Source organism: Salifodinibacter halophilus (genome assembly GCA_012999515.1).
GTDB lineage: Bacteria > Pseudomonadota > Gammaproteobacteria > Nevskiales > Salinisphaeraceae > Salifodinibacter > Salifodinibacter halophilus.
In genome coordinates this window covers 222,311-236,698 of sequence record JABEEB010000001.1, presented here as the reverse complement: position 1 = coordinate 236,698, position 14,388 = coordinate 222,311, and the positions used below count along the sequence as shown (strand labels likewise).

The 14,388-nt window shown below is 56.8% G+C and carries 14 protein-coding genes; 9 read left to right on the top strand and 5 right to left on the bottom strand.

Annotated elements, in window-relative coordinates; genetic code table 11:
• The first annotated feature begins 25 nt into the window (after positions 1-25).
• Positions 26-1,690, top strand: coding sequence for an APC family permease (locus HKX41_01125; protein NNC22760.1), 1,665 nt, complete (start codon positions 26-28; stop codon positions 1,688-1,690).
• A gap of 38 nt (positions 1,691-1,728) precedes the next feature.
• Entirely contained in the window at positions 1,729-2,751 is a 1,023-nt protein-coding gene (locus tag HKX41_01120; GenBank protein NNC22759.1) for a transporter, read from the top strand.
• A 104-nt stretch (positions 2,752-2,855) separates the two neighbouring features.
• Here the strand turns inward: HKX41_01120 and HKX41_01115 are convergent, their stop codons facing one another.
• Positions 2,856-3,404, bottom strand: coding sequence for a DUF421 domain-containing protein (locus tag HKX41_01115; protein NNC22758.1), 549 nt, complete (start codon positions 3,402-3,404; stop codon positions 2,856-2,858).
• 201 nt (positions 3,405-3,605) lie between these two features.
• On the opposite strand from HKX41_01115, the gene HKX41_01110 reads away from it, so the two are divergent.
• Both HKX41_01110 and HKX41_01105 read left to right on the top strand, forming a co-directional pair.
• The gene (locus HKX41_01110) at positions 3,606-4,034 is read left to right on the top strand and encodes a CBS domain-containing protein (protein NNC22757.1); all 429 of its coding nucleotides are present in this window, start codon (positions 3,606-3,608) and stop codon (positions 4,032-4,034) included.
• A 275-nt stretch (positions 4,035-4,309) separates the two neighbouring features.
• Positions 4,310-4,891, top strand: coding sequence for a hypothetical protein (locus HKX41_01105; protein ID NNC22756.1), 582 nt, complete (start codon positions 4,310-4,312; stop codon positions 4,889-4,891).
• 221 nt (positions 4,892-5,112) lie between these two features.
• Here the strand turns inward: HKX41_01105 and HKX41_01100 are convergent, their stop codons facing one another.
• Both HKX41_01100 and ppc read right to left on the bottom strand, forming a co-directional pair.
• Positions 5,113-5,490 (bottom strand): hypothetical protein, encoded by a 378-nt coding sequence (locus tag HKX41_01100; GenBank protein NNC22755.1) that lies wholly within the window; start codon positions 5,488-5,490, stop codon positions 5,113-5,115.
• 53 nt (positions 5,491-5,543) lie between these two features.
• Positions 5,544-8,330, bottom strand: coding sequence for a phosphoenolpyruvate carboxylase (ppc, locus tag HKX41_01095; protein NNC22754.1), 2,787 nt, complete (start codon positions 8,328-8,330; stop codon positions 5,544-5,546).
• A gap of 144 nt (positions 8,331-8,474) precedes the next feature.
• Between ppc and HKX41_01090 the strand changes: the two genes are divergently transcribed.
• Together HKX41_01090 and HKX41_01085 are read left to right on the top strand one after the other, a co-directional pair.
• On the top strand, positions 8,475-9,068 hold the full coding sequence (locus tag HKX41_01090; protein NNC22753.1) for an NUDIX hydrolase: 594 nt from the start codon (positions 8,475-8,477) through the stop codon (positions 9,066-9,068).
• Positions 9,069-9,106: 38 nt separating this feature from the next.
• Positions 9,107-9,430 (top strand): ferredoxin family protein, encoded by a 324-nt coding sequence (locus HKX41_01085; GenBank protein ID NNC22752.1) that lies wholly within the window; start codon positions 9,107-9,109, stop codon positions 9,428-9,430.
• Between the two features lie 78 nt (positions 9,431-9,508).
• Here the strand turns inward: HKX41_01085 and xerD are convergent, their stop codons facing one another.
• On the bottom strand, positions 9,509-10,420 hold the full coding sequence (gene xerD / locus HKX41_01080; protein NNC22751.1) for a site-specific tyrosine recombinase XerD: 912 nt from the start codon (positions 10,418-10,420) through the stop codon (positions 9,509-9,511).
• A gap of 49 nt (positions 10,421-10,469) precedes the next feature.
• On the opposite strand from xerD, the gene HKX41_01075 reads away from it, so the two are divergent.
• The 3 genes from HKX41_01075 to HKX41_01065 all read left to right on the top strand — a co-directional run bounded on the left by HKX41_01075 (position 10,470) and on the right by HKX41_01065 (position 13,651).
• The gene (locus HKX41_01075) at positions 10,470-11,561 is read left to right on the top strand and encodes a cell division protein ZapE (protein NNC22750.1); all 1,092 of its coding nucleotides are present in this window, start codon (positions 10,470-10,472) and stop codon (positions 11,559-11,561) included.
• 73 nt (positions 11,562-11,634) lie between these two features.
• Positions 11,635-12,396, top strand: coding sequence for a FadR family transcriptional regulator (locus HKX41_01070; GenBank protein NNC22749.1), 762 nt, complete (start codon positions 11,635-11,637; stop codon positions 12,394-12,396).
• A 298-nt stretch (positions 12,397-12,694) separates the two neighbouring features.
• Positions 12,695-13,651 (top strand): SMP-30/gluconolactonase/LRE family protein, encoded by a 957-nt coding sequence (locus tag HKX41_01065; protein ID NNC22748.1) that lies wholly within the window; start codon positions 12,695-12,697, stop codon positions 13,649-13,651.
• Positions 13,652-13,896: 245 nt separating this feature from the next.
• Here HKX41_01065 and HKX41_01060 read toward each other — a convergent pair whose 3' ends face one another.
• Positions 13,897-14,307 carry a hypothetical protein gene (locus tag HKX41_01060; GenBank protein ID NNC22747.1) on the bottom strand — a complete coding sequence of 137 codons (411 nt, stop codon included), beginning with the start codon at positions 14,305-14,307 and terminating at the stop codon, positions 13,897-13,899.
• Between the last annotated feature and the right edge of the window lie 81 nt (positions 14,308-14,388).

The window sequence follows — 14,388 nt, the reverse complement described above, 5'->3', positions numbered from 1 at the left end:
CCGCATACGCCAACGGATCCTGCCTATGTTAACCAGCCACTCCAACAAAAATGGTAATTTAAAGCGTACTGCGGGCCCTATCGGGCTAATGTTCGCCAGCACAACCACTATGATTGGTTCCGGCTGGCTTTTTGGTGCTTTTCATGTTGCTAAGTTAGCCGGCCCCTGGAGTATCTTATCCTGGGTGATTGGCGCGGCTATCATGATGTTGATCGCGCTCTGTTTCGCCGAGCTGGCGACCATGTTTCCGCGCAGCGGTGCGCTTGTGCACATGAGTCATGCGAGTCATGGCCCCGGGCTGGGACGCCTTTGGGGATGGCTATTATTTCTCGCCTACGTGCCTATTCCTACGGTCGAAGCCGAAGCTATTGTTACCTATGCCAATAGCTATCTACCAATATTTCTTCAACCCCAATCCGATGGGCTATTAACTAATGTCGGCCTGGTATCCGCCATGGTTCTTCTCGGCATTTTTGCGTTGCTGAATTTAATGTCGATTCGCTGGCTTTTGAACCTCAACACGACGATCACCTGGTTAAAAATTCTGGTTCCGCTAATAACAGCCAGCGCACTTTTAACGAGCGTTCTACATGTCGAGAACCTCTCTGCAGCACCGGACAGCTATGCACTGACGGGTATTTTTACTGCATTACCCACAGCAGGCGTAGTCTTCAGTTTTTTCGGCTTTCGAACAGCAATAGACCTAGCCGGTGAAAGTACAAATCCAAACCGATACATACCATTTTCGGTAATTGGATCGATTGTGCTAGCCACTGTGATTTATATCACGCTCCAAGTTGCTTTTCTGCTCGCCATAGCGCCTGAAGCTATTGCTAATGGTTGGAATCAGCTGAATTTCGTAAATAGTGGCGGCCCATTCGCGATGTTAGCTATGTCGCTCGGTCTGACATGGCTAGCGGGCATTATTTATACAGATGCCTATATTTCGCCCGCCGGGACGGGATTATTGATGACAACCGGTGGCACACGTGTGCTCATGGCTAATGGTGAATTACGCGTAGGACCAGCCTGGCTCACGCATATTAACCGTTTCGGTGTGCCATGGGTGGCAGTAATTGTCATGTGGATTTTCGGCTGTATCTTTTTATTGCCATTTCCAGCATGGCAACAAATAGTTAGCTATATCTCGGCAATTACAGTATTAACGTACGGGCTAGGTCCAGTAGCACTAATCTGCCTGCGGCGTAACGCACCAGCCGCCGAGCGGCCATTTCGCCTACGCGGTGCAATCGTTATCGCCCCTGCTGCATTTATTGCCGCCAACTGGGTGATCTATTGGACCGGTTATGAGACCAACCAATTTTTATATTCGCTTCTAACAGGAGGATTTATCGTTTATGCGCTCTATTATCATTTTATAGCAAAGCAACCAGCACATGAATTTGGTTGGTTTCATATTGCCTGGCTTTTGCCATGGTTTGGAGGCATGTGGATATTGTCTGGGCTCGGAACTCTCGGCGGCATCGGCGTGCTGTCATTCGGCTGGGCCCTAGTCACTATTGCAGTCTGGAGCCTGATCGTCATGTTGATCGCGGTGGCCACGAGCCTTACGCCATCCATAACCAAGCAAGTTATAAATAACATTCTGGCACCCAGCGCGTATAACGAGGATTCAGCTGCCGCAGGTTCATTCGCCGAACCAGCTTCTACGAATCGCGCTGAATCATAGGCGGAGCTCTCACTACTTCCAAAAACAGGAGAAGTATCATGTTCAAGACCCACAATGCTTGGTTCCGTAGCAGCGTTATCGCATTTATCTTGTTGGGAGCAGTCGGGGCATCCGCCGCCACTTCCAACGACCCTCCCTCGCATCAAAGCATAAGCGATGTTCCTTTTACTGGGCCACTTGTTGCCTCGAATGCGACGGCCTTACCAGCTGGCCACTGGAACATCGAACCCTATTTGGTCGACGCTATTCAATACGGAAAATATAACGATAATTGGCATCAGCGTGATACATCTGATACCCATGCTTTTCGCTCCGTGACACTGTTCTCATACGGTGTAACAGACCGTTTAACAGTAGGTGTGCTGCCACAGTTTGGCTTTAACCAAGTCAGCGGCGCACCGAGCAGCGATGGCGTCCGGCTTGGTGATATGACACTACGTGCGCACTACATGTTCCACAAGTTTCACAAGGGCAGCAAAATACCGACAATGGCATTAGCCGTGTCAGAAAGTATTCCGACCGGTCAGTATGATGGCCTGGACAAGGTTTCAAACGGTCTTGGCAGTGGCGTATGGTCAACCAAGATTGGGTTCTGGACCCAAGATTATTTCTGGATGCCGAACGGACATATTTTGAGGGCACGCTTCAATATATCCTACGAGTTTCCGAACGATAATAAAGTCTCAGTAAACGGCCGCAGCATTTATGGCACGGATCCTGGCTTTTCCGGAAGTTTCAATCCAGCCAACACATTTACCGCTAATGCATCCGTTGAATACAGCCTGACACGCCATTGGGCGCCCGCTCTTGAGATATTATATAGTTATACTGGCAGCGGCCGTATTTCCGGGACAGCCCATAACATCAGCAGTAACCAAGGGCTGCCTCATACCACTGTACGTGAAGACACGCGCTCCAGCGAACATTTCGAAGTAAACCCTGCAGTAGAGTATCTTTTTAACAAACGCTATGGCTTGATAGTCGGCGCCCAAATCACTGTTGCAGGCCGCAATACTGGTGCAGTAGTGACGCCGCAGGCAGCTTTAAATATGTTCTTTTAGATAAGATTACCCGGATGTGGATGCCTTAGTCGAGGTTATGACCAAAGCGTCGGGATGCGCGCCTACACACGGCCCCGGCCGTACAGGTGACGTTCAGAGTAATATCAGCGCGTGTAATCGCGAACGTCTTGAAGGATCCACGCATCATCGTCTGGCGCGTTGGCCTGGCCTTCGGCGGCATGTAGCACGTTGATCGTGCCCGTACCTTCCATAACAACGGCCTGAACTTCGCGCCGGGCGGTGACATTAGCCTTGCGCAGATGGGTACGAAGATCGTTTTCAGTGACTCGAGCCACACGCATGTTTTCCCATTTAATCTCGCCGCCCGCCTCCATGAGCAGGATCGGTGGGTTATCCGTGGCCTTTGTGAACCCTCGGAATCTATTGCGTAGCCACGATACGCCAAGCTGCAGGCCATAGAGCAACATTAGCGCGAGCATCCCCTGCAAAAGGGCTGGATCCTTGCTAGTAACGACCGTAGCCAGCAGCGACCCCACCGCGATCGTGACCGCGATGTCGAATGTCGACATCTGGGCAAAACTCCGCACACCGGACAGTCGCGCGAACACGATGACCGTGAGATACATCGCAAGCACCGACAAGGCAACGCCAAGTAATGCAGTCGAATGCGGCAAAAACCACTGGCTCAGCATGGACAACCTCGACGCAACTCGATGTGTAAACGCGGCCTCACGATCACGCAACCCACGTTCTTACACCACGTCAATCTGCCAGAGATTGTGGTCCAGCGCTGGCCAAGAATTGGCCGGGGCTGCATTTCACGCAACAGCATTGTAATCTCTCAGTCGTGGTATCTATGCAGTGCCACGCCATCGACGGAAGGAGATTTGCGTATGACGACCGTGAACGCCTTGCTTCGTGACAAATCCGCTGAAGTCTGGAACGTCACGCCTGAGACCTCTGTTTTCGATGCATTGCAACTGATGTCCGATCAGAATATCGGCGCTGTTCTCGTCCTCGACGAAGGCCGCCTGGTCGGCCTGCTGTCGGAACGCGATTATGCCCGCAAGCTGGCCCTTGAGAATCGCACATCGCGCGACACACCGGCTAGAGACGTTATGACAACGCATGTTGCCTACGTTTCACCAACCACCGATGTCGAGGAGTGTCTAGCGCTGATGACTGACAAACACTTCCGTCATCTGCCCGTCATGGACGCTGGCGAATTGGTGGGCTTGGTTTCCATCGGCGATCTCGTCAAGGCCGTTCTCGCGGATAAGGAGTTCATGATCGAGCAATTGGAACACTATATTTCAGGCTGAGCTGCGACGTCCTTAACCAAGAAGCGTCTCCAGGCCAATAGCTCGATATCGCCGCACAAGCGGACGAATTCGTTCTATGCTCGGCCGGACACCCGAAAATGAAAAACGGCAAAACCTATGATTTTCGGTTTTCTAAAATAAGACGTTTTGGTTACGATGTTGCACGATTTGCAATCATCCACATCCAGCCCTGTTTGGAACACCATGGCGCGACCGGCCGATAACACAACCGTATGAGATGGTCGGATCAACCACGTCTTGCAATCAAGACGTCAATGCCATTCAGCCTACGGTTCAGCCTGATTGCGGCTAGCGTTTTACTGATAAGCGGCTGTGCGACACAGGGCCTGCACAAGGAACAACAAGCTTCGGTGAGCGTTGGTGAACATGACAACGCAAATAGCCAATCACCTGACGCACAACAATCGACAGCCCAACAATCCACCACACCGATACGCCTTAGAAACGCATTGCATCGCGTCTACAATCGCTGGTCCGGTACGCCGTATCGATATGGCGGCACAACGCAAAGCGGCGTAGATTGCTCTAGTTTCGTGCGACAAGCGGTCGATACCGCCGCATCCTATAAATTACCGCGTACCACCCGCGGGCAAGTCAAAACAGGGTCGCTGATTCCGCGCTCGGACCTGGAGACCGGCGATCTGGTGTTTTTCAAAACCGGCCGCCACTCCCGGCATGTGGGCGTCTATCTGAAAGACGGCCGTTTCATGCACGCGTCATCCAGTCAGGGCGTCACGATTTCACGACTCGGCAACGCCTATTGGCGTAGGCACTACTGGCAGTCGCGCCGTTTACACAACAAGGAACTCGGCAACACCAACGCGAATAAATTCTGATTGACCATATGGCCGCCGGGCTGCTCGTATCTATCCCCGGTGGACTCGCGCTCACAGGAGATTGAGCCATCATTCGTGTGACGGCGTCACAACAACGCTGTCATTTTAAAAACGTGCGTGCGATTCGCGCCAATACGGCAAACAACGGATAAACACCGCGCAACGGTGCCGCTTGCCAGCCGGGCCAGACCGGCCCGGCTGGAACTGATCGGCGCACCGAGCTATAGCTGTATCTGGCCGCCGCCCTGACCACCGGCGCCGCCCTGGCCCGGTACCTGAATCTTTTGTGACTGTTCGCGCTGGAGTTGTTTCAACTCCTCGATTGCACGTTCAGCTTCGGCGCTGGCCGCTTCGGCATAATTATCGATCGCTTCCGCAAGACTGCTCGCCCCGAGGTCAAATTGGAGCGGCAGATTACCGGCCGGCGTCATCAGGCTCGCTGACCCCTCGTAACGCACATCGCGGTCCGGGTCGTCCTCGCCCGTCCGGGTGACTGGTACAAGAAGCCGTATGGTGCCGGTTGTAAGATCTGTGAATGTCTCTTCCCGATAGAGATTATCAGCATCGATCTGGATGTCGGGGATACCGGATTCAGCCATGGTTTCGCGGTTACATTGTGGTAAGTATTGATGCAGATGCTACCACCGCGCACTTACCCTGTATTGCGCATGCCGGCAGCAATGGCGTTGATCGAGCGCAACACCGGATCCAGCCAAGCCCGATCACCATCCTCGCGGTAATGTCCCAGCGCCACGATCTGGATCTGGTTGAGTGGATCCAGATAGGGTTGGCGCCGAGCCAGTGAGCGCTCGAGCACAGCCTGATTTTCCAGCAAACGCGATTCCCCCGTGATAGCTAGGATGCGTTCAACCGTGCGCTCATATTCATCGCGGATGATAGCGAAGATCGCCTCGTGGCTCTCGGCCAACGCGGCATAATCAGCCGCGATCGGCATGTCGGCCTTGGACAGCGACATCGCGGCGTTGTCGATGATCGTCCGAAAATAAGGCCATTCCCGATACAGTTGGCGCAACGTTTCATCGTCAACGCCGGCTTCCGAAAACGCCGTACCGAGGCCAAGCCACCCCGGCAATGTATGTCGGGATTGGGCCCAGGCAAACACCCAAGGAATCGCCCGAATCGCCGATTTGCCAGCTTCCAGCTTGGGGCGTGACCCCGGGCGTGAACCAATATTTAGCGCGCCGATTTCCGCGGTCGGCGTAGCCAACGAGAAATACTCGAAAAAGCCGTCGGTATTTTCGGTCAGCTCGCGATAGAAACGCTCGCCGGTGTCCGCCAGCTTCGTGGCTTCAGCCGAATAATCGGCTTCCGGGCCTTCGAGCGTACTGGCTTTGAGCGTCCCGGTTACGCCCAGCGCGAGTTCGTCGACCGCCGTTTCCGGATTCGAGTATTTGGCGAAGATCATTTCGCCCTGCTCGGTAAACTTGACCGCCGAGCGCACGGTGCCGGCCGGCTGCGACACGAGTGCTTCGTGCGTCGGGCCACCACCACGGCCTACGGTACCGCCACGACCGTGGAACAGCACACAATCAATATCGTGGCGCTGGCAACAGTCGACCGCGATCTGCTGTGCTCGGTAGAGCTGCCAACGCGATGTCATGATGCCGCCGTCCTTACACGAGTCGGAATACCCGAGCATGACCTCCTGGCGTAACTGCTTCTGATTGCCTGCAGCCAGATACGCGCGATAAGTCGGCTCACCGAGCAGCGCATCCAGCACCGGCTCAATGTGTTCAAGATCAGCGATAGTCTCGAATAGCGGCGAAATCGCTAACGGCGCGGCGTGGCTCTGACCCGGTTCATACAGCCCGCTAACGCGCATCAACCAGACAAGTGCCAGCACATCCGAGACTTGGTGCGTCATCGATATGACGTAGCTACCGAACGCGTCGGCACCGAGCGTGGCTGTAAATTCGCGCACCACGCGCAGGCTCGCTAGCGTCTCGGTGACCGGATCAGAGGTGGGCAACCCCTCGATCGATCTCGGCTCGACGCGCTCAATTTCGGTACGCAGAAGCGCGCAGCGCTCGGCATCATCACGCTCGATGTAATCATCGGCAACACCCAAACCGCGCAGCAATTCATCGACACACTCGGTGTGGCGTGTGGATTCCTCACGCAGATCAAGCCGGGCTAGATGAAACCCGAAAGTCTCGATCTGACGTTGAAAATCTTTGATCTCGCCGTCGGCGATCATTTTGTCGTTATGTCCGACCAGCGAATCGCGGATGATCTGGATTTCATCGATCAGTTCACCAGCATTGCCATAGGCAAGCGCCGGCCGTTCGGTACGCTCGGCCGTCAGGCGCAGTTCAAGCTGGATCTGGTCGACCATGGCTGCCAGTCGACGTCGGATCAAATACAGTTTGCGCCGATACGGCTCGGCCGCATAGCGCTGTGGGCGCATACCTGTCTGTGAGGCGATTCGCTGCTCGTCGGCTTCCAAAGCCCGCCAGAAGGCGTCACTGGGTGTACACCATCGCGCGGAAAACGATAGTCGACTGGATAGATAGTCGATACGCTTAAGGTAAAATTTGAGCACCTCTCGCGCCTGCAAACGCAGTGCAAACCGCGTCTCGCGCGCAGTGACATTCGGGTTGCCATCGCGGTCGCCGCCGATCCACGAGCCGAAATTAAGCACGGCCGGGGCCTCGATGTCGGCGCCGTACTGATCGGCTAGCGCGCGTTCCAGTTGGCGATAAACCACCGGCACACTGTCAAACAGCGACGCTCGGAAGTAGTAGAGACCGTTCCGAATTTCATCCTCGACCGAGGGGCGACTGCCACGCAGCTCCTCGGTCTTCCACATAACCTCGATGTTTTCGCGGATGTTTTGTTCGATTTCGGCGCGGCGCTGATCGTCCGGCGCACTAAACGATAGCGCGTGGAACCACTCAAACAGTCGTCTAAGCGCGTCGAGGATCGCGCGTGGTTTGGCCTCGGTTGGGTGGGCCGTGAACACCGGCACGAATTCGATCCGGTTCAATCGCACCATAACGTCGTCTAACGACATATCGGCGCTTTTTAGATCGGCCAGTGTACGTGCAAAAAAACCAACTGGCTGCTCGGCAGACATGTCGGCCTGCTGCTCTCGCCGCCGCCGATGTGTGTGCAGTTCTTCGAGCAGATTGGCGAGATTGAAATAGATCGCGAACGCGCGTGTAACCTCGGTCATGGTCTCGGCCGGCAGCGCATCGACGATCGCACGTAGTTCATGCGCGCGGCTGGCATCGCCGTTGGGATCAGCGCGCAGCGCAATATAGCCCTGACGCAGCGTTTCGACGGTTTCAAACACGCCTTCGCTTGCCTGTGCGCGCAAGACATCACCCAGTAAAGCACCCGCAGATCGCACCTGAGCGCGAAGTGCACTGTCGTCGTCTGGCAAAGCGTCACCTGATTTAGTGTTATTTTGACTCACGGCTCGAATCCAGTTCTACAAACGGCTGGCAACATAGCAGCGTATGCCTATCGCTGACCAATGCGGCCTTAACACGACCGGGGACGTTGACGGATCGGCCCCACACAACGAATCTATTCCGGTCGGCCGCGATATACCGTAATTATGAGGACATACTGCCCTACCTGCGCTGCACAAATCGAGCATCGCGTGCCATCCGGTGACGATCGACCGCGCGATATCTGCAGCGCCTGTGGCGAGATTTTCTACGATAACCCGCGTAACGTCGTCGGCACCATCGTCGAGCGCAACGGCGCCATTCTGATGTGCCGACGCGCGATCGATCCGCGACGCGGTTTCTGGACGCTACCGGCTGGATTTCTCGAGCTTGGTGAATCCGGGTTTTCAGGGGCGGCGCGTGAAACGCGCGAAGAAGCCAACGCGGAGGTCGATCAGGGGGAATTGTTCGCGATGATCGACATCACGCACATCGGCCAGATTCACATCTTCTATCGCGCCACGCTGGTCAGCGACTACTGGGCGCCGGGACCAGAATCCGAGATAAGTTGTTTTATCGACGAACAAGACATTGCATGGTCGCAATTGGCCTTCCCATCAATACACCGTACACTGACCCACTATTTCAACGACCGTCGCCGGGGTTATTTCGAGCCCCATATCGAAACACTGGAGCGCGACAGTTGGCAGACACTCGGCCTGGACCGCGACCCCACGCCGAATCGGCACGCCCGATGCTAAACTAAAGGTATATTCGATCAGCGACGAGGTCGCCGCCCATGACCTACGTGGTCCTGGAAAATTGCATCAAGTGCAAATACACCGACTGCGTGGAAGTCTGCCCGGTCGACTGCTTCCACGAAGGTCCGAATTTCCTGGCTATCGACCCCGAAGAGTGCATCGACTGCACGCTCTGTGAGCCAGAATGCCCGGTCGAGGCCATCGTCGCGGAAGACGACGTGCCGTCCGACCAGCAGGAATTCGTACAGTTAAACGCCGATCTGGCCGCCAAGTGGCCGGTCATCGACGAAGTCAAAGAAGCGCCCGCCGACGCCGATGACTGGGCCAACAAACCCAACAAGCGCGAACTCCTAGAGCGCTGAGGCGAGCAACTAACCCTTCGTTTCAGCGCTTGTGAAATACCGGCACCACCCGGGCGTAACGCGCATTTGATTCGGGTTCTACCCCCGCGGGTGATGCTCGGCGTGGAGTTTTTGCAAGCGAGCATTGGCAACATGTGTGTAGATCTGCGTGGTCGACAGATCAGCGTGGCCGAGCAGCATCTGCACCGCACGCAGATCGGCACCGTGGTTCAATAGATGCGTCGCAAAGGCATGGCGCAGGGCATGCGGCGAAATTGACGCCTGTATGCCTGCATTCACTGCGTGTCGACGAATCCGGTGCCAGAAATTCTGGCGCGTCATACCGTGCCCACGCGCCGTCACGAATAACCGATCGCAAACCGCGGCGCCGAGTAGCGCACCACGACCTCGATGCAGGTAATCGCTAACGATCGCCACCGCCGGCTCACCGATCGGCACTATACGCTCGCGGCCCCCTTTGCCGCTGATCCGAATCGCGCCCTGGCGCAGGTTCAGTTGATCACGTCCAGCGCTAACGAGCTCCGAAACGCGCAAGCCGGCGGCGTACATGAGCTCCAGCATGGCACGGTCGCGTAAGGCAAGCGCCGAACCATCGTTGGGCGCAGCCAGAAGGGCCTCGACGTCAGCTTCGCCAAGCGTGGCAGGCAAACGCTGCCCCGTCGTGGGCATCTCGATATCACTCGTCGGATCTGCCGCTAGAACACCATTGCGCCGCTGATAGCGATAGAACTGGCGCAAACTTGACAGCAGCCGCGCCTGGCTGCGGGCACTAACACCGGCATTACCCAACTCGGCGAGAAAACTCGTGATTAACGAACGATCGACGTCCAGCAGATTATGGTGCGCCTCCAGCCAGGCAGCAAAACGCGCCAGATCATCCTTATAAGCGGCCAGAGTGGCATCCGCCAGACCGCGCTCAGCCCACAGCCCGTCGACAAACGCCTCGATCGTCGCGGCTTCGCGCGCGGTTAAGTGGTCAATACGTGCCATACACCAAGCGTATAATGTCGGCGTTCATTTCGCGATCACCGAATGCCCGATGCCGGACGGCGACAGTCGCCACGCCCAGCCCTCCGATATCGTTGCACGCCGCCTGCCCGGCGGGCGCAACGCCTTGGACGCCGGCCAACAATCGGCCGCCGAGACACTGGACGCGGTGTTCGATGAGCTTGTCAACGGACACACCCCGCATACATGGTTTGGCCGAGCACAGCGCCCGGCCGTTCAAGGCCTGTACCTTTGGGGCGGCGTCGGCCGCGGCAAGACGTTTTTGATGGATTGCTTCTTCGAAGCGATTCCATTCGAAAACAAAACACGACTGCATTTTTACCGATTCATGCAGAAAGTGCATGCCGCCCGCAGTCGTCATAAACATAAACGCGATCCGCTGCGCATCATCGCCGACGAGTGGGCCGAAGACCGAGTGCTTTGTTTCGACGAATTCTTTGTCGACGACATCGCCGACGCTATGATCTTGTCGCGTCTGACCGAACGTCTGTTCGAAAAAGGGGTCGTGTTGGTCGCAACATCTAACGTTGCTCCTGACGATCTCTACCAGGACGGCCTCAAACGGGATCGTTTCCTACCGGCCATTGAGCGCATTAAACACCACTGCCGCATCGAGCACATGCCGGACGGCGACGATTATCGCCTAGCGCATATTGATCATAATGACATGTATCAAACACCCACCGGCGAAGCCGCGGATGCCGTGCTGGCACACTATTTCGAACGTCTGGCGAGCGGCGAATCGAGCGCTAGCAATCACGTCAAGATCGAAGACCGCAAGATCGCGACCGTATGCCACGCCTCCGGTGTGGTTTGGTGCCGCTTCGAAGTACTGTGCGGCGGCAACCGCGCCGCTGCCGACTACCTGGCCCTGGCGCGTGAATTCGCCACGATCCTGATCAGCGACGTGCCGATTCTAGACGACACCCGCATCGACGCCGCGCGTCGATTCGTGAGCGCTATCGACACCTTCTACGACCGCAAGACCAATGTCTTCATAAGCGCCGATGCGGCACCGGACGATCTCTATCAAGGCACACGCCTGACCCTGGAGTTCGAGCGCACCGCGAGCCGACTGCACGAGATACAGTCGACGGCGCACGTCGGCTGTTTACGTACATAGACAGCACCTATGTTGCATTTATCGGTCGTTTTGTATACCAAGAGAAAATGAATAAAAAGCGATTCAGCAGACCATGACTGACTCGATCGATAGCGAACCGCCCAATCCCACCGAAGCGCTGATTCGCGACATCTTCGCCGGTAATTACCAGCCCGGTGACTTCATTCCCAAGGAAATGGCAATCTGCGAGCGCTTCGGGCTCAGCCGCACCGTGGTGCGTCGTCATCTCGGCGAACTGGTCGACGGCAACATTATCGAGCGCATATCCGGCTACGGCTCACGTGTACGCGCTTATGCCGACTGGAACATCCTCGACCCGACAGTGACCGACTGGATGACCCGTTTTGCCGCCCCCAACCAGGAAATCCAGCGCGAGATTCTCACGTTTCGCCTGGCGGCGGAACCCTTCGTTGCCATGACTGCGGCGCGCCACGCCACCGCACACGATTTGGTTGCCATGGAACAGGCATTCGACGGCATGGGGCAAAACTTTCGCTACAGTGAGGTCGCTGAGGAACGGCGCATCCACAGCGACTCCGATGTCGCCTTCCACGAAGCCATCTTCAAGGCCACCCACAACATCGTCTGGGCACAACTGTCGCATATCCTGCGGCCGTCTATTTATCTGGTAATCTCGGAGTCCAACGTCACCACTTCACAGCCACAAACGAGCCTCGACCGGCATTACGAAGTCATGGACGCTATCCGTATGCGCCAGCCCGAGCGAGCGGCCGAAGCAACCCGCGCAGTGCTTCAAGGCACACGTGAAGCACTGGGCTTTGACCATGCAGACGCACCTGTAACAACAGGCCTCGCGGGTCTATTTGAACGCTAACCCAAGCCACCGACACGCATCAGCAAGATGTCTCGATAGCATCGGGGCCATCCCTGCTCCCATCAGTTCCGCCAACACGCCCGCTAGCCGCCGATCCCACCATGTCGGCAGATTGCGCCCAGCAACCATCGAATGGCCCCGGTAAAGCTGGCTATTGGTTAGAAAACGCCAGCCGAACCGAGCCGTAACAACACGACAATAAGCCGGTATCATCATGCCAACATACGCTCATCATATGTTGACCTTTTAGCAAGGGCATGGATACTTGTAGCGCATTCGCGACAATCGAGCAATCGTTATGACGCTTCGATCGACCACGACTTCTTTTGTGCCCCCCGGCTCCGACGGCCATCTGTCGGCCATCGCCTCACTCGACATGGCGCTAGGCGAGTCGCCATTGTGGGACGCACAGCGTCGCGGCCTGTGGTGGGTCGATATCGACGGCTGCGCCCTGCACTTCGCGCACCCGGATGACGGTCGGCACTGGCGCGCCGACTATGACGAGGCGATTGGTTGTGTCGGCCTACGCGCGGATGGCGGCTTGATTGCCGGCACCCGCAGCGGCCTCCGACCAATCGACGAAACCGGCGTCATGCAACCGGTAGTCTGCGCCAATCCGGAAAATACGGCCAATCATCGCTTCAACGACGGCCGAATCGGCCCGGACGGTCGCTTCTGGCTCGGCACGCTGGCCGACGACAAAACGACACCCGACGCCGGTTTGTATAGCTGGGACGGCCACGGGCTCACCGCTCACAAAAACGACTTGGTTATTTCTAACGGCCTGGCGTTTTCACCCGACGCGCGTATTTGCTACCACAGCGACACACCACGCCGGCTCGTCTATCGCCATTCGTTCGACGCCGAAACCGGCAAAATCGGGCCCGGTGAGGTCTGGATCGATTTCAATCAACTGGATCTCGCCGGCAATCCCGACGGCGCCGCGGTCGACGCCAATGGCCACTACTGGTGCGCATTGTTTGGCGGCTTTGCCGTCGCGCGCTTCGATCCGGCCGGCCAGTTACACGAACGTTATCCGCTAGCCGCACCGAATCCCACCATGTGCAGTTTCGGCGGCGCCGACCGGCAAACATTGTTCGTCACCACCGCGCGTGAAGGCATGACCCACGACGCGATCGCGCAATGGCCAAATGCGGGCGGTCTATTCGCCGCGCGCACGAATGTCGCTGGAATCCCGGAACCCACGTTTCAAGCGCGTCACGACCCAGCGCCCGGCAACAGCTCGACACCGTAATCCGCCGCCCCGTCTCATCGGGTGGAGCCTATCCGAGCATGCGCGTGGGTCCCGACTGGTCAGAATACCGTCAATTCTGCGCCGATACGCCATGTCGACGCCCTCTAATGAGGCGCGTCATATACCGCGGCTAAGCGCTGTCACAACGACTAAGCGGTCTGCGAGCGCCCTACTTACCTGCGCCAACCACCCGCTGCGCGGACACCAGGCCGCCGCCGGCATGCACAAGCCTTTCAGTACAGCGCTCAGGGCAAACGCCGCAGCCCATGCATGTAAAGCGCAAAGCCAAATCCCCAGAAACCGCCGGCCAACGCCGCTGCTTCGCAGCGAATAAGCCACCCCTGGGCTGGCGAACCGCCGTGCGCCCAAGTGACAACGCCGACGATGGCGACTGCAGCCAGTGCGGCGAGAATCATGCTGGCCATGTAATACCCGGCCGCTTCACTATTTCGGATCAGGCGCCAAGCGATCGGTCCAGCCACAGCACCACTCACGCACTCGAGTGCGACCAGTGGCACACGCCAAAGCGCTGGCTCTGCCAACGCGAGCGGCGCAAATGGCGCCCAGTGTTGGCGCGCAATTAACCACGCGGCGAGTTGCAGCAACGTGGCTGCAGCGCCGATTCCTGCAATGACAGCTTTGATATCGTTTCGCACGGTCGTGTCAGTATTGTATGGCAGACAAAAAGCAGCCCGAGCGGCTGCGTACGCTCACGTTAAAAATTTTGGTTTTATATC

Excerpts from the sequence above, each read along its gene's own strand:
- HKX41_01100 (NNC22755.1), bottom strand. The coding sequence starts at position 5,490 with ATGGCTGAATCCGGTATCCCCGACATCCAGATCGATGCTGATAATCTC.
- HKX41_01085 (NNC22752.1), top strand. The coding sequence starts at position 9,107 with ATGACCTACGTGGTCCTGGAAAATTGCATCAAGTGCAAATACACCGAC.
- HKX41_01065 (NNC22748.1), top strand. The coding sequence starts at position 12,695 with ATGACGCTTCGATCGACCACGACTTCTTTTGTGCCCCCCGGCTCCGAC.
- HKX41_01070 (NNC22749.1), top strand. The coding sequence starts at position 11,635 with ATGACTGACTCGATCGATAGCGAACCGCCCAATCCCACCGAAGCGCTG.
- xerD (NNC22751.1), bottom strand. The coding sequence starts at position 10,420 with ATGGCACGTATTGACCACTTAACCGCGCGCGAAGCCGCGACGATCGAG.
- HKX41_01115 (NNC22758.1), bottom strand. The coding sequence starts at position 3,404 with ATGCTGAGCCAGTGGTTTTTGCCGCATTCGACTGCATTACTTGGCGTT.
- HKX41_01110 (NNC22757.1), top strand. The coding sequence starts at position 3,606 with ATGACGACCGTGAACGCCTTGCTTCGTGACAAATCCGCTGAAGTCTGG.
- HKX41_01075 (NNC22750.1), top strand. The coding sequence starts at position 10,470 with ATGCCGGACGGCGACAGTCGCCACGCCCAGCCCTCCGATATCGTTGCA.
- HKX41_01090 (NNC22753.1), top strand. The coding sequence starts at position 8,475 with ATGAGGACATACTGCCCTACCTGCGCTGCACAAATCGAGCATCGCGTG.
- HKX41_01105 (NNC22756.1), top strand. The coding sequence starts at position 4,310 with ATGCCATTCAGCCTACGGTTCAGCCTGATTGCGGCTAGCGTTTTACTG.
- HKX41_01120 (NNC22759.1), top strand. The coding sequence starts at position 1,729 with ATGTTCAAGACCCACAATGCTTGGTTCCGTAGCAGCGTTATCGCATTT.
- HKX41_01125 (NNC22760.1), top strand. The coding sequence starts at position 26 with ATGTTAACCAGCCACTCCAACAAAAATGGTAATTTAAAGCGTACTGCG.